The sequence below is a fragment of the uncultured Bacteroides sp. genome (assembly GCF_947632445.1).
Lineage (GTDB): Bacteria > Bacteroidota > Bacteroidia > Bacteroidales > Bacteroidaceae > Bacteroides.
The window spans coordinates 1-16741 of the sequence record NZ_CANRPM010000013.1 but is presented as its reverse complement, the minus strand read 5'-3'; the positions used below and the strand labels follow the sequence as shown (position 1 = coordinate 16741).

General features: G+C 51.4%; 18 protein-coding genes. All 18 read right to left on the bottom strand.

What is annotated here, in order from left to right; all coding sequences use genetic code 11:
• Positions 1 to 18: 18 nt before the first annotated feature.
• The gene (locus Q0Z70_RS04435; protein WP_298072915.1) at positions 19 to 483 is read right to left on the bottom strand and encodes a helix-turn-helix domain-containing protein; all 465 of its coding nucleotides are present in this window, start codon (positions 481 to 483) and stop codon (positions 19 to 21) included.
• Positions 484 to 810: 327 nt separating this feature from the next.
• Entirely contained in the window at positions 811 to 1659 is an 849-nt protein-coding gene (locus Q0Z70_RS04430; protein WP_298072914.1) for a tetratricopeptide repeat protein, read from the bottom strand.
• Positions 1660 to 1699: 40 nt separating this feature from the next.
• On the bottom strand, positions 1700 to 2620 hold the full coding sequence (gene cysK, locus Q0Z70_RS04425) for a cysteine synthase A (protein ID WP_298072913.1): 921 nt from the start codon (positions 2618 to 2620) through the stop codon (positions 1700 to 1702).
• A 6-nt stretch (positions 2621 to 2626) separates the two neighbouring features.
• Positions 2627 to 3688: a 3-isopropylmalate dehydrogenase gene (gene leuB, locus Q0Z70_RS04420; RefSeq protein WP_298072912.1), complete on the bottom strand. Its 1062-nt coding sequence runs from the start codon at positions 3686 to 3688 to the stop codon at positions 2627 to 2629.
• A gap of 5 nt (positions 3689 to 3693) precedes the next feature.
• Positions 3694 to 3933 carry a hypothetical protein gene (locus Q0Z70_RS04415; protein ID WP_298072911.1) on the bottom strand — a complete coding sequence of 80 codons (240 nt, stop codon included), beginning with the start codon at positions 3931 to 3933 and terminating at the stop codon, positions 3694 to 3696.
• Between the two features lie 130 nt (positions 3934 to 4063).
• Complete coding sequence (locus Q0Z70_RS04410) at positions 4064 to 5635, bottom strand: alpha-isopropylmalate synthase regulatory domain-containing protein (protein WP_298072910.1); 1572 nt, start codon at positions 5633 to 5635, stop codon at positions 4064 to 4066.
• Positions 5614 to 6210, bottom strand: a complete 597-nt coding sequence (gene leuD / locus Q0Z70_RS04405) for a 3-isopropylmalate dehydratase small subunit (RefSeq protein WP_298072909.1) — start codon at positions 6208 to 6210, stop codon at positions 5614 to 5616. Before leuD ends, Q0Z70_RS04410 begins: the two co-directional genes overlap by 22 nt.
• 132 nt (positions 6211 to 6342) lie before the next feature.
• The gene (leuC, locus tag Q0Z70_RS04400; RefSeq protein ID WP_298072908.1) at positions 6343 to 7755 is read right to left on the bottom strand and encodes a 3-isopropylmalate dehydratase large subunit; all 1413 of its coding nucleotides are present in this window, start codon (positions 7753 to 7755) and stop codon (positions 6343 to 6345) included.
• Between the two features lie 22 nt (positions 7756 to 7777).
• Positions 7778 to 9274 carry a 2-isopropylmalate synthase gene (locus Q0Z70_RS04395; RefSeq protein ID WP_298072907.1) on the bottom strand — a complete coding sequence of 499 codons (1497 nt, stop codon included), beginning with the start codon at positions 9272 to 9274 and terminating at the stop codon, positions 7778 to 7780.
• 365 nt (positions 9275 to 9639) lie between these two features.
• Complete coding sequence (locus Q0Z70_RS04390) at positions 9640 to 9951, bottom strand: hypothetical protein (protein ID WP_298072906.1); 312 nt, start codon at positions 9949 to 9951, stop codon at positions 9640 to 9642.
• A gap of 130 nt (positions 9952 to 10081) precedes the next feature.
• Positions 10082 to 11080, bottom strand: coding sequence for a DUF4435 domain-containing protein (locus Q0Z70_RS04385; RefSeq protein ID WP_298072905.1), 999 nt, complete (start codon positions 11078 to 11080; stop codon positions 10082 to 10084).
• A gap of 11 nt (positions 11081 to 11091) precedes the next feature.
• A complete protein-coding gene (locus tag Q0Z70_RS04380) occupies positions 11092 to 11976 on the bottom strand; it encodes an AAA family ATPase (protein WP_298072944.1) in 885 nt (294 codons plus the stop codon).
• A 45-nt stretch (positions 11977 to 12021) separates the two neighbouring features.
• A complete protein-coding gene (locus tag Q0Z70_RS04375; RefSeq protein WP_298072904.1) occupies positions 12022 to 12855 on the bottom strand; it encodes a DUF6261 family protein in 834 nt (277 codons plus the stop codon).
• A gap of 235 nt (positions 12856 to 13090) precedes the next feature.
• The gene (locus tag Q0Z70_RS04370; protein ID WP_005866995.1) at positions 13091 to 13345 is read right to left on the bottom strand and encodes a hypothetical protein; all 255 of its coding nucleotides are present in this window, start codon (positions 13343 to 13345) and stop codon (positions 13091 to 13093) included.
• 20 nt (positions 13346 to 13365) lie between these two features.
• Positions 13366 to 14643 (bottom strand): transcriptional regulator, encoded by a 1278-nt coding sequence (locus tag Q0Z70_RS04365; protein ID WP_298072903.1) that lies wholly within the window; start codon positions 14641 to 14643, stop codon positions 13366 to 13368.
• The gene (locus Q0Z70_RS04360; protein WP_298072902.1) at positions 14636 to 15475 is read right to left on the bottom strand and encodes a DNA adenine methylase; all 840 of its coding nucleotides are present in this window, start codon (positions 15473 to 15475) and stop codon (positions 14636 to 14638) included. Before Q0Z70_RS04360 ends, Q0Z70_RS04365 begins: the two co-directional genes overlap by 8 nt.
• A gap of 217 nt (positions 15476 to 15692) precedes the next feature.
• Positions 15693 to 16526, bottom strand: a complete 834-nt coding sequence (locus Q0Z70_RS04355; RefSeq protein ID WP_298072901.1) for a DUF6261 family protein — start codon at positions 16524 to 16526, stop codon at positions 15693 to 15695.
• A 19-nt stretch (positions 16527 to 16545) separates the two neighbouring features.
• On the bottom strand, positions 16546 to 16741 hold a 196-nt coding region (locus tag Q0Z70_RS04350), incomplete at its 5' end, for a hypothetical protein (protein WP_298072900.1).

Genomic DNA, 16741 nt, shown 5'->3' with positions numbered 1-16741 from the left:
CTCCTTTCAGGAGTCGGATTATTTCTTTTTCTCCGCATATCTCTTGCGGTAGGAGTTAGGAGTTTCGCCTACATTCTTATAGAAAGCAGCATAGAAAGACTGACGATTGGCAAAACCTACCATCATACTGATTTCCTCCACATTCTTGTCGGCATATCGCTTGTCCTTCAGCAGATTCATAGCTTCCTTCACACGATATTCGTTCAAAAGGCAAGAATAGTTCATACCAAAACGGGAATTGACCACAGCAGACAAATAACGGGTATTGGTTTCCAATTCTTTTGCCAAGTCTTTGGCAGAATAGTCACGATCTCTGTACTTCTTCTGCACAACAATGATATTAAGGATCTTGTCATACAGTTCGTCAGCCAGTTCTGGACGGATCAATGCGCGATAAGCCGCATTCTTTTCTTTTTTCTCACGCAAATTGTAAGGGGACTTCTTCGGAGTTTCTTCTTGCGTTTTGTTTTTTAAATCACTCATCAAATAAAATTGGTTAGGGGTTGTACATTATTTGCCCATTCTTAGGCTTGACAAAAATCTGTTTTTTTTTTGAAACATGCAAGAATTCCAGTACTTTTTTTTCAACGCTAAAAGGATAAAAAGTTGATTAAAGGAATAAATAGTCAACAACTCCTTTAAAAACGGAAAAGCTTTTTCACATTATTCGTGAGAAGAAAGAAACGGATATTCGAATAATTACGGTATCTTTATTTAAGAAAAAAAGCTGACAGCAACTGATGGGTTCAACCCCGTATTATGGGAAAGAGTCTGTGAAGTTCATCGCTCTTCGTCCGACATTCCACTCTCCTATTTGCATTGGTTCATCAATTCGCGCACTTCACTTTGAGGTATGCCCAATGATACGGCTTTCTCTAAATCGCGCTTGGCCAATGCTTTCTTTTTCAACATCAGATGCACACGGCCACGCATCAGATAGGCTTCCGATTGCCGGGGGTCAAGGCGAATGGCCTCATCCAAATCCAGCAAGGCCTGATCGGGCTTCAACATATCAAGTTCCACACCGGCACGAGCCACACGAACGGCAGCCAATTCATCCGTAGTATAAGGCGTCGTCCCGCCTTTATCGGCCAACATACCGTCCAACACGACCAACGCTTCATCATAACGAATTTCTCTTTGATACAAGGCAGCCAATCCCAAACGAACGTTATAATGCTGCGGATCTATCTTCAGAAGCGTATCGTAATCAAGGCGGGCAAACTTGTAATCACGCTGCTGCATATAAATATAGGCCCGCATCAGCAATGCTTCCACGTTGTGAGGCTCTATCTCGATAACCTGCGAATAGTCTGCACGTGCCTTGTCATTCTGTCCCAGTTCGAGCGAAAGCGTAGCATGATTCATCAAAATCGGTACGGACATGGGAGCCATGTTCAAAGCCATTCGATAAGATTCCAAAGCCTGCTCGTAACGATGCCGGCTGCGCTGAATGGTACCCAAATTGGAGAAGAGAAGAGCATTGCGCGGATTGGCAGGCTCCAGCTGCAAGGCCTGACGAATGCACTTCTCTGCCAATTCAAGGCTATCTTCCTCAGTAGCGACTACGGCCCGTTCACACCATTCGTCATAGGTTTGCGACAGAACCGAAAGACAGGGAATTAGGGTCAAAAGGACGGATAGGGCGAATTTCTTCATATCTATTCAACGATATATATGATGTATAAACTACGCACGGTCAATACAATCCCGTCGACAGATAGCGTTCGCCCGTATCGGGCAGGAGCACTACGATGTGCCTGCCCTGCAAGTCGGGCCGCTGGGCCAAAGTGCAGGCGGCATGAAGGGCGGCACCCGAAGAGATACCTGCTAACAGACCTTCGGCAGCAGCCAGTTCGCGGGCGGCACGGAAGGCGTCGTCGTCGGACACAGGAAATACTTCGTCGACGACAGAGGCATCATAGTTGCCGGGAACAAAATTGGCCCCGATGCCCTGCAAACGATGCGGTCCCGCCTTGCCGCCTTCAAGTACGGGCGACGAAGCCGGCTCGACGGCCACGATGCGTACAGCGGCATTATGTTTCTTCAGGGCACGGGCAACACCACTGACAGTACCGCCCGTACCTACCCCGGCCACAAAGACATCGACTTGTCCGTCCGTATCGGCCCACACTTCCTCGCCGGTAGTACGTTCGTGCACGGCTGCATTCGAGGGATTATCGAACTGCTGGAGGATGACGGCATCGGGCGTAGCATTGCGCAGAGCCTCGGCCTTGGCAATGGAACCGGCCATACCTTCGGCACCAGGTGTCAGTACAATTTCGGCACCCAACGCCTTCAGCAGATTACGTCGTTCGAGACTCATGGTTTCGGGCATGGTGAGTACAAGGCGATACCCCTTAATGGTTGCCACCATAGCCAGACCGATGCCTGTATTGCCGCTGGTAGGTTCAATCAAGGTAGCCCCCGGCTTCAACAGACCGCGCGTCTCAGCATCCTCGATCATGGCAAGGGCTGTACGTGCCTTGACACTGCCCGAAGGATTAAACATCTCCAGCTTTGCCACCAACGGGCATGTCAGGCCATGCAGACGGCTGTAGGCCGCAAGCTCCATCAGAGGTGTACGGCCTACGAGGTCGATAAGATTTCGAGCTATCATGGCGTGTCAGGCTTTCTTCAGATAATCTACCAGCCAAGCACCGACTTCCTTCGTACCATACTTGGCTCCGCCTTCCACCTGTATTTCAGGTGTGCGGACGTTGGCATCGAGCGAAGCATCGACGGCACGACGGATGAGTGCACCTTCTTCTTTGAGGTTGAAATATTCGAAGAGCATGGCTACGGACAACACCTGTGCCAGCGGATTGGCGATGTTCAGCCCCTTGGCCTGCGGCCACGAACCGTGAATAGGCTCAAAGACCGGCGTACTCTCGCCCGTAGAGGCCGAAGGAAGCAGACCCATCGAACCGCTGATAACGGAGCCTTCGTCCGTCAGGATGTCGCCGAAGGTGTTCTCGGTCACCATCACATCGAAGAAGCGCGGTTCCTGTATCATCTTCATGGCGGCGTTGTCGACGAACATGTAGTCGGTCGTCACTTCAGGATATTGCGGAGCCATCTCCTGAGCTATTTGGCGCCAGAGGCGGGAGGAAGCCAGCACGTTGGCCTTATCCACCACCGTCAAGTGCTTGCGGCGCTTCATGGCATACTCGAAACCTACACGCAGAATGCGCTCCACTTCGGGACGTGTGTAGTAATTCGTGTCCCAAGCCTTGTCGTTGTCCTGATACTTCTCGCCGAAATACATGCCGCCCGTCAGTTCGCGGATGCAGAGGAAGTCGGCGTCTTCTACCAGCTCGGCACGCAAGGGCGACTTGTGCAGAAGGCACTTGAAGGTCTGTACGGGGCGGATGTTAGCAAAAAGCCCCAACTTCTTGCGCATGGCCAGCAGACCTTGTTCAGGGCGCACCTTGGCCGTAGGGTCGTTGTCGAACTTAGGATCGCCCACAGCGGAGAAGAGAACAGCGTCGGCGTTCTTGCATATCCGATAGGTTTCTTCGGGGAAAGGGTCACCCACTTCGTCGATGGCATGCGCACCACAGAGGGCATATTCGTATGACACCTTGTGACCAAACTTCTCGCATACGGCGGTCATTACATCCACGCCTACGGCGGATATTTCGGGGCCGATACCGTCACCGGCCAATACTGCTACTTTCAGTTCCATATTGTTTATTCGTTGTTTTTTAGTAATTCTTCTACCTTATTCTTATACTTCCTGTTCTTGCGGCGCAGGCGGTCACCGGCGATAAAGCCTACGGTGAGCAGGGCTGTCGCCACAAGACTAACCAGCAGATTGCCGTCCTTCCACTCCTCACCGGGGCTTATCCAACGCAGAAAACCATTAATGGCCAGCAGCAAGAGGAACACCAGCACGTAGCGCTGCCAAAGTTTCAGGCTTATCTTTTTCATATTTTTTCTTTGTTTCGACACTCAAAATAAGCATTTTATTCCATATCTCCGGCTCTAATTTTTCTTAAAAGTCGGCCGCTTCCCGACCTATCCCTGAAGGGAATTGAAAAACACGCCTGTGCAGTTTCAGCTACAAGCTCGTGTTTTGCGAGGGTGCTGCCGGAACCTCGTCATAACTGTCCTCGATGAGATTCAGCATCTTCATCGTGGCTTTGATGGCAGCCTCCGTCTGGTCGGCATCCAGTCCGCGGGTGCGGAACACCTTGTCGTCGAAGCTCCACGTGATAACCGTCTGCACGAAAGCATCTGTACGCCCGCCGGGCGGGATACTCACGGCGTAGTTCGTCAGCATCGGGAAGCGTCGGCCCAGCGTACCCTTGTACACCTTGCGCAGGGCGCGGACGAAGGCATCGTACTGGCCGTCGCCGCTGCTGTTTTCCTCGTACTCCTTACCGTTCACCTCTACTTTGATGGTAGCCATCGGCTTCAGCCCGTATGCTAAGTTGACGATGTAGCTTTTGAGCTTGACGCGCTCGGTGCGGACATCATGCTTCAACACGTCGGAGACGATGTAGGGCAAGTCTTCCTGCGTGACAAGCTCCTTCTTGTCGCCCAGCTCGATGATACGTTCGGTGACCTTGCGCATCGACTCATCGTCGAGTTGTAGCCCCAAGTCTTCCAAATTCTTTCGGATGTTGGCCTTGCCGGAGTTCTTGCCCAAAGCATATTCGCGGCGGCGTCCGAAGCGTTCGGGCAACAGATCGTTGTAGTAGAGGTTGCGTTTGTTGTCGCCGTCGGCATGTACGCCCGCCACCTGCGTGAAGACGTTTTCGCCGACAATGGGCTTGTTGGCGGGAATGGCAATGCCGGAGTACGACTCCACAACGCGACTCACTTCGTTCAGACGGCTTTCGTCTATGCCGGTCAGTGCATTAAAGTGATCCTTCAGGATGGCCTGCACGCTGGCCAAAGGTGCGTTGCCCGCACGTTCGCCCAAGCCGTTGATGGTGGTGTGCAAGCCACGACAGCCACTCAGCACGGCGGCCAGCACGTTGGACACGGCAAGGTCGTAATCGTTGTGGGCATGGAAGTCGAAGTGCGCCTGGGGATAATGCTTCTTCATCTTGCGCATGTATTCGATGACCTGCAAGGGATTAAGGATGCCCAATGTGTCGGGCAGCATGAAGCGGCGAATGCCGGTGCCTGCAAGAGTGTCCATCAGCCGGAAGACATAGTCCGGCGATTCTTTCATGCCGTTGCTCCAATCTTCCAGGTAAACGTTGACTTCCATGTCCCGTCCTTCGGCGTAGTCCACCACCGCACAGATGTCGGCAATGTGCTCCTCGGGCGTCTTCTTGAGCTGGTAGGTACAGTGCTTGAGCGAGCCTTTGCACAGCAGGTTGATGACACGGCACCCCGCAGCGTGTATCCAGTCGACGGACGCATGCCCGTCCACGAAGCCCAGTACCTCGACACGCTGCAACAGGCCGTGTCGGGCAGCCCAGCCGCAAATCATGCGCACGGCATCGGCCTCACCGTCGGACACGCGGGCGGAAGCGACCTCCACACGGTCTACCTTCAATTCCTCAAGCAGCAGACGGGCTATCATCAGCTTCTCGTGGGGAACGAAGGACACGCCGCTGGTTTGCTCCCCGTCGCGCAGGGTGGTGTCCATGATTTCTATTTTGACTTGCTTTCCCATGCTTCTATCTTGTCTTTATTCTCCACAAGGAAGTCGATGTCGTCCAGCCCGTTCATCAGGCAATGCTTCTTGTAGGCATTGATTTCGAAGGTTTCGCTGCGGCCCGTTGCCTTGTTGGTCACGGTCTGAGCGGGCAAGTTCACTTCGACCTCGGTCTTTGGGTCGACGGCAATGCTTTCGAACAGTTCTTTCAGGAAATTTTCGCTCACCACTACGGGCAGGACGAAGTTGTTCAGTTCGTTGTTCTTGTGTATGTCGGCAAAGAAGCTGGAGATAACTACACGGAAGCCATATCCCGCGATGGCCCAGGCAGCATGTTCGCGACTGGAGCCCGAACCAAAGTTCTTGCCGGCCACGAGAATGCAACCGCTATAGGCTGGATTGTTCAGCACGAAATCCTTGTTCAAAGTTCCGTCAGCATGGTAGCGCCAGTCGCGGAAGAGGTTGTCGCCGAAGAATTTCTCTTCGCGGGTTGTCGCCTTGAGGAAACGGGCGGGGATAATCTGGTCGGTATCTACGTTCTCCAACGGAAGGGGAACGCAAGTGGAGGTTATGATGTTGAATTTCTGTTTCATTATTCTTCTATTGAATGTTATTACGATGCAGAGAATGCCATACAAGACACTCTGAATCTATCTATCATACTTTATATTCTTTTATTCCCAATAAAGCGATGCTTAGTTGTCCTTATAACAGCACTTCACAGACTACAAGGCACCGTTTTCACCTGTCAATGTCCTCGGATCGGTAATCACACCCGTCACGGCAGCGGCAGCGGCGGTCAGCGGACTGGCCAGCAATGTACGTGAACCGGGGCCCTGGCGTCCTTCGAAGTTGCGGTTCGAAGTGGAAACGGCATACTTACCCGCAGGAACCTTGTCGTCGTTCATCGCCAAGCAAGCCGAACAACCCGGCTGCCGGATTTCAAAGCCGGCCTCGGCCAGCACTTTATCCAGTCCTTCTTCACGTATCTGTGCATCGACCATCCACGAACCGGGTACCAACCAGGCCACCACGTGCGGAGCCTTTTTGCGTCCTTTTGCAATGGAGGCAAAGGCACGGAAGTCCTCGATGCGACCGTTGGTGCAGGCACCGAGGAATACGTAGTCAATCTTCTTGCCCAGCAACGACTCACCCGGTTCGAATCCCATGTAACCCAACGACTTGCGGAACGAAGCCTGTGCCGCCTCGCCCATGCCTTCGGTGGTAGGAATATGGGCGGTGATACCCATGCCCATGCCGGGGTTGGTTCCGTAAGTAATCATCGGTTCGATGTCGGCGGCATTGAAGCGCACTTCCTTGTCGAACACGGCATCGTCGTCGCTCTTCAACGTCTTCCAATAAGCCAAAGCCTTGTCCCAAGCCTCACCCTTCGGTGCATATTCACGGCCTTTGATGTAGGCGAAGGTCACTTCGTCGGGCGCAACCATGCCGCCGCGTGCCCCCATCTCGATGGAGAGGTTACACAAAGTCAAGCGGCCTTCCATCGTCAGGCTGCGCACGGCATCGCCTGCATATTCCACGAAATAACCTGTGGCACCGCTGGTTGTCATCTTCGACATCATGTAGAGGGCCAGATCTTTGGCCGTCACGTCCTTGCCCAGGCGTCCGTCTACGGTAATGCGCATTGTCTTGGGGCGCGTCTGGAGGATGCACTGCGAAGCCATCACCATCTCCACTTCGCTGGTACCGATACCGAAGGCAACGGCACCCATCGCCCCGTGAGTCGAGGTGTGTGAATCGCCGCAGACGATGGTCATGCCCGGCAGCGTCAATCCCCGCTCAGGACCTACGACATGGATGATGCCATTCTTGGGATTCATCATGCCGAAATGTGTCAGACCGAATTCCCCAGCATTGCGAGCCAGCGTGTCGACCTGCGTCCGCGACACGGGGTCTGCGATGGGTTTGTCCTGGTCGTGCGTCGGCGTGTTGTGGTCGGGCATGCAGAATATCTTCTCAGGACGGAAACAGCGGAGACCGCGAACCCGCATACCTTCGAAAGCCTGCGGACTGGTCACTTCGTGGCAATAGAGGCGGTCGATGTAGAGTTGCGTCGGGCCGTCCTCCACCTTCTGTACCACGTGGGCGTCCCATATTTTGTCAAACAGTGTATTCATATCTATATGGATGTTGTTAAAATCATGACTTAAACTTATTGATACAGTCGATATAAGCCTCGACTGAAGCGGCGATGATGTCGGTATTGGCACCGAAGCCGTAATAGATGCGGTTGTCGTACTCCACCTGCATGTGTACCTTCCCCATGTCGTCGCTACCCTTGCTGATGGCCTGAATGGTAAACTCCTTCAGCGTCATCTGGCGGTTGATAATCTTCTTCAGCGCCTTGATGGCAGCGTCTACCGGACCGTTTCCGCTGGCGGCCGCTTCAAATTTCTCGCCTGATATATTCAAACCGAGGCTGGCTACAGAGCGAACGCCCACGCCACTGGTCACTTGCAGATACTCCAGCTTGATGCGATGATTTTGCGTGCGGTCGGCACCGGCCAGGACGAGGATGTCGTCGTCGTTAATATCCTTCTTCTTGTCGGCCAGCTTGAGGAAATCCTCGTATATCTTGTCCAGCTTCTCCTGCGTCATCTCCACGCCCAATACGTGCAGACGGTTCTTCAGAGCGGCACGCCCGCTGCGGGCGGTCAGCACGATGGAATTGTCATCAATGCCCACGTCATGCGGGTCGATGATTTCATACGTCTGTACATTCTTCAACACGCCGTCCTGATGGATGCCCGAAGAATGCGCAAAGGCATTGCGGCCCACGATGGCCTTGTTGGGCTGTATGGGCATGTTCATCAGGCTGGACACCATGCGGCTCGTCGGATAAATCTTCTGCGTGTTGATGTTCGTCTCGATGTCGATGTCCTTGTGGCACTTGATGATCATCGCGATTTCCTCCAGCGACGTGTTGCCCGCCCGCTCGCCAATGCCGTTGATGGTCACTTCCACCTGTCGGGCACCGTTCAGCACACCCGCCATCGTATTGGCCGTAGCCATGCCCAAGTCGTTGTGGCAGTGTGTGGAGATGACGGCGTTGTGGATGCCGTCCACATGTTCCATCAGGTATTTTATCTTGGCGCCGTACTCCGAAGGCAGACAATAACCCGTCGTGTCGGGGATGTTCACCACCGTAGCTCCCGCCTTGATGACGGCCTCGATGACACGGGCCAGGTATTCATTCTCCGTGCGGCCGGCGTCTTCGGCATAGAACTCCACGTCGTCCACAAAGCGGCGGGCATACTTCACGGTCGCCACAGCACGCTCGATGATTTCCTCACGGTTGGAGTTGAATTTGTAGCGGATGTGCGAATCCGACGTACCGATACCCGTGTGGATACGTTTGTGTTTGGCGTATTTCAGGGCTTCGACCGCCACGTCAATATCCTTTTGCACGGCACGTGTCAGGGCGCAGATGGTAGGCCATGTCACTGCTTTGGATATTTCAATCACCGAATTGAAGTCGCCCGGACTCGAAATGGGGAAGCCCGCCTCAATAACGTCCACGCCCAACAGTTCCAGCTGCTTGGCCACCTGGATTTTCTCCACCGTGTTCAGCTGACATCCCGGAACCTGTTCGCCGTCGCGGAGCGTTGTGTCGAAAATTAATAATCTGTCACTCATCTATCTCATATTTATGGTTATGTCAACAAAAAAACCTTTCGCACTACGGAAGTGAGAAAGGCTTCATATATCATCGACTTACATATAATCACGCACGACACTCACTTCCGCTACCTCTTCTTAGCAGAATAATAATGCCGCACAACAGAATATATGTAAAGTTCCGTATCATCTTATTTTCTTTTTGGCTTAAAAACGCTGCAAAGGTAGAGATTATTTCATAGCATGCAAACAAATCCGTTACTTTTTTCAATCAAAAGGCGACATTCTATCACAACGCGCATCTTATTGCGGTTAATCTGAAACGAAAAAGGCGCACCCGCCAACGGATGCGCCTCCATCTTTTTTTTGCCTCGGCCGATAGGTTATTTCTCACAAGCCTTGTCGCAGTCTTTCTTGCAAATGCTATCGTTGGCACAGCATGCGTTATTTTTGCAACCGTCGGCACAACATTTACAACCGTCGGCACAAGACTTGCAACCGTCAGCACAACATTTGCAACCGTCGGCACAACATGCGCTATCGCCGGCACAACATTCTTCCGCAGCTTTCGTACATGCAGAGTCGCAAATCAGCTCGGTCGTTTCCGAATTTGCCTCTGCCGCCTTCTTATTGCCACAGGACATCACTGTCAACGAAAACACCAACGCTACAGCCAAAAACACTCTCGTTTTCATAAATCAATCCTTCCTTTTTTAATGTATTAATATAAATTCCGCGCAAATATAGAAAAAGGAGCATACAGAAACAAATGAAAGCCGCAGGAATTCCGTTCCGGGCCGCAGAAAAGGCGAAGCCGGCCGGCGTTCATTTCTTTTCCAAAATCCGCTGCACGTCCTCGCGCATCCAGCGGTAGAGGTAAAGCTCCTTGTAGCCGTCGTTCTTCTTGAGCACCAGCCGGACACCGGCCAGACAGTTCTCGTAGGCGGTCAGCTCGTTGCGGAACTGCTTGTCGTGGACGGCCAGGCGGCGGATTTCCTTCTCGCGCTCGCGACGCAGCTGGGTGCAGACGGGATTGAGCAGCTTCATCACCACGCCGTCCATCAGGTGGTGGCCCTGAATGTAGAGGTACGTCGTGTCCGGCGTCAGGCCGAGCGGCGTCAGTTCCCGGCCGAGGGCGTCGACGTGTTCGATGTCCTGCGGATAACGGGTGCGCAGTTCGGAGAGCTTGGAGTCGACGCGGCGGCGCATGTCGTCCAGGCAGCGGTAGGGATGCTCCAGACTGATTTCCTGCAAGCGGACGAACCGGTTGAAGTCGTACATGGGGAACGTCGCATTGTCGTGGCGGCGGTAGAACCAGATGTGCCACAGGAAAAGCGGATAGGCCAGGCGCGAATAGCGGCGCATGAACTCAGGGAAGTCCAGCAGCTGGCGGTCGTTCAGCGTGGCCTGCACACAGACGTCGTGCAAGGTCTCGGCGCAGCACAGGTAGTTCTCGATGGCGTAGGCGTAGGTTTGCAGGACGTAAGGGTTCCGGTTGATGTGGCGCGACAGGGCGGTGGCGCCCTGCATCAGGAAGTCGTAGTCGCTGTCCACGCAGGCAATGAGGCTGCCGCCCAGCTTGTCGGCGTTGAGCGTGTTGAGCAGCACGGTCTTCTTTCCTTTCGACAGGGAGGTCTGCGAGGGGAGCATCACCTGAAAGCAGCATTCGTCGGTCTCGAACTCGGAGAGCAGCGTGCGCCAGAAGGCCACGTCGTCGTAGCTTTCGACGTAGGCCACGATGCGGCGGCGCTTCTTCGGCGGAGACAGGCGGCGGGCAGCGTCGAGGTAGTCGGAGGTGAGGTTATGGAGGAGGGTGAGCGACATCTTTCAACGGATTATTCGGGACGGGAAACGGAAGCGGAGCGCCCGTCGCCCGTTTTCCATTTTCCGTTCTCCATTTCTTTCGTAATCCCGCTTACCTCCGTCACCGCGTCGAGCCAGCCTTCCATGATGACGGCGGGCGAATGGGTGGAGAGGATAAGCTGCATCTGCGGATTGAGGCTGCGTATCATGCCGATGAGCTTCTGCTGCCACTCGATGTGGAGCGAGGCTTCGGGCTCGTCCATGAAGAGGACGCTGTGGGTGCCTTCGCGCACGAGCACGGTGAGCAGGATGACGAGCATCTGCTTCTCGCCCGAAGAGAGCTTGTAGGGCAGCAGGCGTTCGCCGTCCTGATAGAAGGCGATTTCGTTGCTGCGGCGGTCGATGGTCTTGCGCGTGTAGCCGAAAAGCTCGTCGACCATGTCCTGAAAACGGCGCTTGGGCAGGGAGAGTTGCGAGGCCAGGGCGCGCTGTGCTTCGTCGTCGCTGCCCAGCAGCTCGATCATGCGGTTGCCCACGTTCACCTGATAGTCCAGGTAGCGGCGTTGCAGGAGGTAGAGCTGCCAGTCGAGCTCGGAGCGCACGTCGGGGTCGGCCATGCGGGCGGTGAAGTCGCCCATGACGAGCGGTCTGTCGTAGGAGCGGATGACGTCGTAGGGGATGGAGGTGGCGTCGGGGCGGTCGAAGTAGACGCGCACGCCCTCCGTCCCGTCGGTTTTTACCTCGCCCGAAGTGCGGTGCTCCAGGTAGCCCGCCGAGCGGTTCAGGATGGTGGTCTTGCCGACGCCGTTGATGCCGGCCAGGATGTTGACGTCGGGACGCAGGTCCCACGCCACGTCGTAGCGGTGCCAAAGGCCGTCGATTTCGATGCGGCGGATGTAGTTGGCTTGTATTTCCATCTTCTTGTCGTTTGGTCGGTGTATCATTCCATTCCCCGTTCCCGTTTACAGCGGACTTTCGCCGTCGGGATGATCGTCGCCGCCGCCGTCGGGGCCGGGTACGGGCGCATCGGTGCCGCCGGTCCCTTCGCTGCCGGTGCCGACGGCGGAGGTGCCCTGTCCGATGGTCTTCTTCAGGCGGATGACGATGGCGTTGACGTCGTCGATGACCTTGCCCAAGGCGGTGCGCACGGCTTCGTCGTTCGTCACCATCTCGTTTACGGTGTAGAGGGCGTTGATGGCTTTTGCCATCGCGTCGAAGGCGTCGTCGGTGACGGGCCGCAGGGTCTTCATGCTCCACGACTGGACGCGGTCGCGCTCGACGGCCGAGCGTTTCAGGTAGATGGTGTTGAAGGCGGTGTTCGCGGCTTCCAGTGCATCGGGCGCGTCGGAGAGGTCGATGGTCGTCAGGGCCGAAACGTAGGGTTCCTGACGGAGTTTCTGAAGAAGGTCGGTCAGGGTACTCGTTTCCGAAGCGTAGTCCATTCGGGCCACGTCGCCCGCCTCGCGGAAGGCAAAGGCCAATGTGGCGCCCGCCTTTTGCCGGGCGGCGTCGGGCTGATAGTCGGCATAGGCCTGGATGACGTGTTTGTAGAAGAGGAACAGCTGGTCGCGCGCCTGGTCGGCGGCTACGAGTTCGGGAGTGTCCAAATAGGCCTTGTCGGGGCGGAAGCATTCCAGTTCGTTGGCGGCAGCGGCGGCGAAGGCAGCCTGCCGGGCGGCGAAGCCCTGCGCTTTGGCCACTTCCTGGGAAACGGCGTTCAGTACGTCGGTGATGAACTGCACGTGTTGCGCGTTGCGAGCTCTGTACAGCGAAATGTTATTAACAATCTCTTTCATACTATTTTTATTTTAGATTTTCAATGGTTTGACTTAGCCGATTAAGGAATAAACCTTTAGCAAATTATTTGAGAAGTAATGGTAACGAGTTAGCAACCATGCGAATTTCAGCGATTTGCGGTGCTATGCTGTCAAATAACTCTTTCTAAAGTGCAAATATACGATTTTTCTAATTTACTCATCCTCATAATTATTTATCGTATGGGGATGTTATTTGAAACGGAGGAACAGGTATTTACTTATAAGAATCTTCTACTCCAGCTAAATAACCAGCAGCATAAGCTGCATGTGGGCTTTTATGCCTAACTGTTCCCGCTTGACTCTCTGGTAATGAATCCAAGTCCAAATCTAATTTTTCTTTACGATTTAGTCCATCTTCATACCCTCTCTCATAAGCACATCCAGCACAACGATGTCTTCCTGCCCCACCTTGATCGACAGGTAAATTATTGTACTGAGGATCATAACGATGTTGCTTTTCACAAGCCATAATTCTTATTCTTTAAATTATTACTCTATTAGTTCTAATATCCAATTTATCCAAGATATAACAGTAGATGCCCTTCGTTCATATGTTTGTTCAGAATCAATATTATACAATTTTGCACTTTTCATTATTTCAACGACCTCGCCCTTTGTCGGAACATTGCCTTTATCAAAATACAGTTTCAAAGTGTTTTGAAATACCGTATGTGCCAATATAAGTTTTACAAATTCCAATTGCCGTTCAATAATGGGCAGATTAAATATACGAAAGCCATCACGAGTTAGAATGCACCCTATTTGTTGATTCTCACGAACAACTTCTACTAATCCTAAATACTTTGCCGCATTTGAATAATAATCAGTTTGTCTGTGATCAAAGTCATAATTTTGCGTAATATCATCTTTACAAATAAATCCTTTTTGTTTTAATAGCTCGCAAAGATTAATTACTCTCTCAAAGCTATCTGCTTGAGGGAAAGGCAACTCAGGTTCTTTTACAACTTGAATACTATCCAAAACATTCTGTATATTCTCAACATTAATTCCTCTTTCTTGAACTGCATATTTTTTATGTTGTATTAATCGGATGGAATTATATAATTCAGGCGTAACAAATTCATATTCTCTCAAATGGAAAATACCATTTGAATACGTCAAGAATATTGGACGAACACGTTTTCCAATTTTATTACTCCATAATCTATATGGATAATATAGTTGTCGAATCAGAAAATCATCTGAAATATAATTTTTGGCTTCAATCAAATTTAAAGAACTATCTCCTTCATATCCTCCATCTATTTCAATTTGTGAATTATCAACATTAATTTTCAAAATGTTTTGTCCTGAATTAATCGTAAAATCAAAGACTGAAGAACTCATCCGACCAGAAACGGTAGGAAACAGATTTTCCTCTCCTGTAAAATCATGCAATATCTTAGATACAAAAGCACAATTTATAGCTATTGATTCACTCGTAATATCTTTATAATCTATACTTTCCAAGAAAGTTGGAAAGTCAATAGGAGTTATCTCTATATCATCTTTATTGAAATCACAAAAAGTTTTAAATTTTCCGATTTCATACATACCTCTGGATGTAGGTAATATTGATAAGTTATGATCTATAAACAATTTTGGAAGTTGAGATCTATGGTCAAACTTTGTCATTAAACGAGCCTCTCTAAACTGATTAATTTCTGTTGAAGAAATTGATATACGTTCATTATTGGCAAGTTTGTCCAAGATGCAATACTTCTCAAAAATTTTCTCCCATGCTATGTCATTTTTGGATTTACTCATAATTACTAATTAAAAATTCATCAACTTGCCCTCTTTTAGAAGAATCTGAATTTATAGAACGACTTGCCTGTACTACATGAATATTGTATTCCGCATAAATTTCTTTTATGAAATTAGAGGCAGAATTTGATAGGAGAAATTTTATGCCATTGCTATTTAATCTATTACAAACATCTCTTAGCCTAAGTTGATCTCTCTCACTCCATCCACCCTGCACGTATCCTGTAAAATTAGAACTCTCTGAAATAGGATGATACGGAGGATCTAAATACACAAATGAGTTTGTTGGTATATCTCTCAAAATTACCTCATAATCACCATTTGATATTTGAATCCGACCAGAATTTAAATATTTGCTTACCGCTTTAATCACAGGCTCATTGACAATATTTGGATTTTTATATTTCCCAAACGGAGAATTAAATTCCCCAGCATTATTAACCCGATATAATCCATTATAGCAAGTTTTATTGAGATATAAAATTCGTGATGCTCGCTCGATAGTGGTAAGATTTTTAAAAAGAGGTTGCCTATCCATAGAGCGAATTTCATAAAAATACTCTGACGTATTTTTATGTTTCTTTAAATCCTCAATAAGTTCATTGGGGTTGTCCCTTATAACCATATAAACATTGACCAACTCTTCGTTATAGTCATTTATAACTGCTTGTTTTGGCTGGAGTTCAAAAAATAAAGCTCCGCCTCCGATGAATGGCTCATAGTAGGGACGATTCGCTACCCCTTTGGGTAATATCTTTCTAATTTCTGGAATAAGTTGTCTTTTTCCTCCAACCCATTTCAAAAAAGGAACTACAAGTTTATTCTTAGCCATTTTATATAAAGTCTATTATATCAGTTACAAAAGTACTACTTTTACCGATTTATCCTATAAGAATCCACAATAATTTGGTTGCTTGATTTCAATTGCTGAGATACAGCTAATTATTCGTTCTTAAATTCCTTTGCTTTTCCTTTGCAGCTGCATGGGTCGGCAAATGTTCTGCCTTAACTTCTCGAACTGTTCCTTGAATTCCATTCCCCGTTCCCGTTTACAGCGGACTTTCGCCGTCGGGATGATCGTCGCCGCCGCCGTCGGGGCCGGGTACGGGCGCATCGGTGCCGCCGGTCCCTTCGCTGCCGGTGCCGACGGCGGAGGTGCCCTGTCCGATGGTCTTCTTCAGGCGGATGACGATGGCGTTGACGTCGTCGATGACCTTGCCCAAGGCGGTGCGCACGGCTTCGTCGTTCGTCACCATCTCGTTTACGGTGTAGAGGGCGTTGATGGCTTTTGCCATCGCGTCGAAGGCGTCGTCGGTGACGGGCCGCAGGGTCTTCATGCTCCACGACTGGACGCGGTCGCGCTCGACGGCCGAGCGTTTCAGGTAGATGGTGTTGAAGGCGGTGTTCGCGGCTTCCAGTGCATCGGGCGCGTCGGAGAGGTCGATGGTCGTCAGGGCCGAAACGTAGGGTTCCTGACGGAGTTTCTGAAGAAGGTCGGTCAGGGTACTCGTTTCCGAAGCGTAGTCCATTCGGGCCACGTCGCCCGCCTCGCGGAAGGCAAAGGCCAATGTGGCGCCCGCCTTTTGCCGGGCGGCGTCGGGCTGATAGTCGGCATAGGCCTGGATGACGTGTTTGTAGAAGAGGAACAGCTGGTCGCGCGCCTGGTCGGCGGCTACGAGTTCGGGAGTGTCCAAATAGGCCTTGTCGGGGCGGAAGCATTCCAGTTCGTTGGCGGCAGCGGCGGCGAAGGCAGCCTGCCGGGCGGCGAAGCCCTGCGCTTTGGCCACTTCCTGGGAAACGGCGTTCAGTACGTCGGTGATGAACTGCGCGTGTTGCGCGTTGCGGGCATTGTTCCGCGAAAAGTTATAAACAATCTCTTTCATACTATTTTTATTTTAAACGTTAAACAATCGTTCCAATTTCGGGAAAACGTCCTGCAGCGTGCAGGAAGGTTTCCAGCTTCGGGAAAACGCCCTGCAGAGCGCAGGAAGGTTTCCAGCTTCGGGAAAACGCCCTGCAGAGTGCAGGAAGGTTTCCAGCTTCGGGAAAACGCCCTGCAGAGCGCAGGAAGGTTTCCAGCTTCGGGAAAACGCCCTGC

What these genes read in the sequence shown, in the direction of transcription:
- Q0Z70_RS04370 (WP_005866995.1), bottom strand. Translation starts at nt 13,345, where the DNA reads ATGGCTTGTGAAAAGCAACATCGTTATGATCCTCAGTACAATAATTTA.
- Q0Z70_RS04355 (WP_298072901.1), bottom strand. Translation starts at nt 16,526, where the DNA reads ATGAAAGAGATTGTTTATAACTTTTCGCGGAACAATGCCCGCAACGCG.
- Q0Z70_RS04390 (WP_298072906.1), bottom strand. Translation starts at nt 9,951, where the DNA reads ATGAAAACGAGAGTGTTTTTGGCTGTAGCGTTGGTGTTTTCGTTGACA.
- Q0Z70_RS04410 (WP_298072910.1), bottom strand. Translation starts at nt 5,635, where the DNA reads ATGGGAAAGCAAGTCAAAATAGAAATCATGGACACCACCCTGCGCGAC.
- Q0Z70_RS04360 (WP_298072902.1), bottom strand. Translation starts at nt 15,475, where the DNA reads ATGGCTAAGAATAAACTTGTAGTTCCTTTTTTGAAATGGGTTGGAGGA.
- Q0Z70_RS04385 (WP_298072905.1), bottom strand. Translation starts at nt 11,080, where the DNA reads ATGTCGCTCACCCTCCTCCATAACCTCACCTCCGACTACCTCGACGCT.
- Q0Z70_RS04380 (WP_298072944.1), bottom strand. Translation starts at nt 11,976, where the DNA reads ATGGAAATACAAGCCAACTACATCCGCCGCATCGAAATCGACGGCCTT.
- Q0Z70_RS04415 (WP_298072911.1), bottom strand. Translation starts at nt 3,933, where the DNA reads ATGAAAAAGATAAGCCTGAAACTTTGGCAGCGCTACGTGCTGGTGTTC.
- Q0Z70_RS04395 (WP_298072907.1), bottom strand. Translation starts at nt 9,274, where the DNA reads ATGAGTGACAGATTATTAATTTTCGACACAACGCTCCGCGACGGCGAA.
- Q0Z70_RS04365 (WP_298072903.1), bottom strand. Translation starts at nt 14,643, where the DNA reads ATGAGTAAATCCAAAAATGACATAGCATGGGAGAAAATTTTTGAGAAG.
- Q0Z70_RS04430 (WP_298072914.1), bottom strand. Translation starts at nt 1,659, where the DNA reads ATGAAGAAATTCGCCCTATCCGTCCTTTTGACCCTAATTCCCTGTCTT.
- Q0Z70_RS04435 (WP_298072915.1), bottom strand. Translation starts at nt 483, where the DNA reads ATGAGTGATTTAAAAAACAAAACGCAAGAAGAAACTCCGAAGAAGTCC.
- leuC (WP_298072908.1), bottom strand. Translation starts at nt 7,755, where the DNA reads ATGAATACACTGTTTGACAAAATATGGGACGCCCACGTGGTACAGAAG.
- Q0Z70_RS04375 (WP_298072904.1), bottom strand. Translation starts at nt 12,855, where the DNA reads ATGAAAGAGATTGTTAATAACATTTCGCTGTACAGAGCTCGCAACGCG.
- leuB (WP_298072912.1), bottom strand. Translation starts at nt 3,688, where the DNA reads ATGGAACTGAAAGTAGCAGTATTGGCCGGTGACGGTATCGGCCCCGAA.
- leuD (WP_298072909.1), bottom strand. Translation starts at nt 6,210, where the DNA reads ATGAAACAGAAATTCAACATCATAACCTCCACTTGCGTTCCCCTTCCG.
- cysK (WP_298072913.1), bottom strand. Translation starts at nt 2,620, where the DNA reads ATGATAGCTCGAAATCTTATCGACCTCGTAGGCCGTACACCTCTGATG.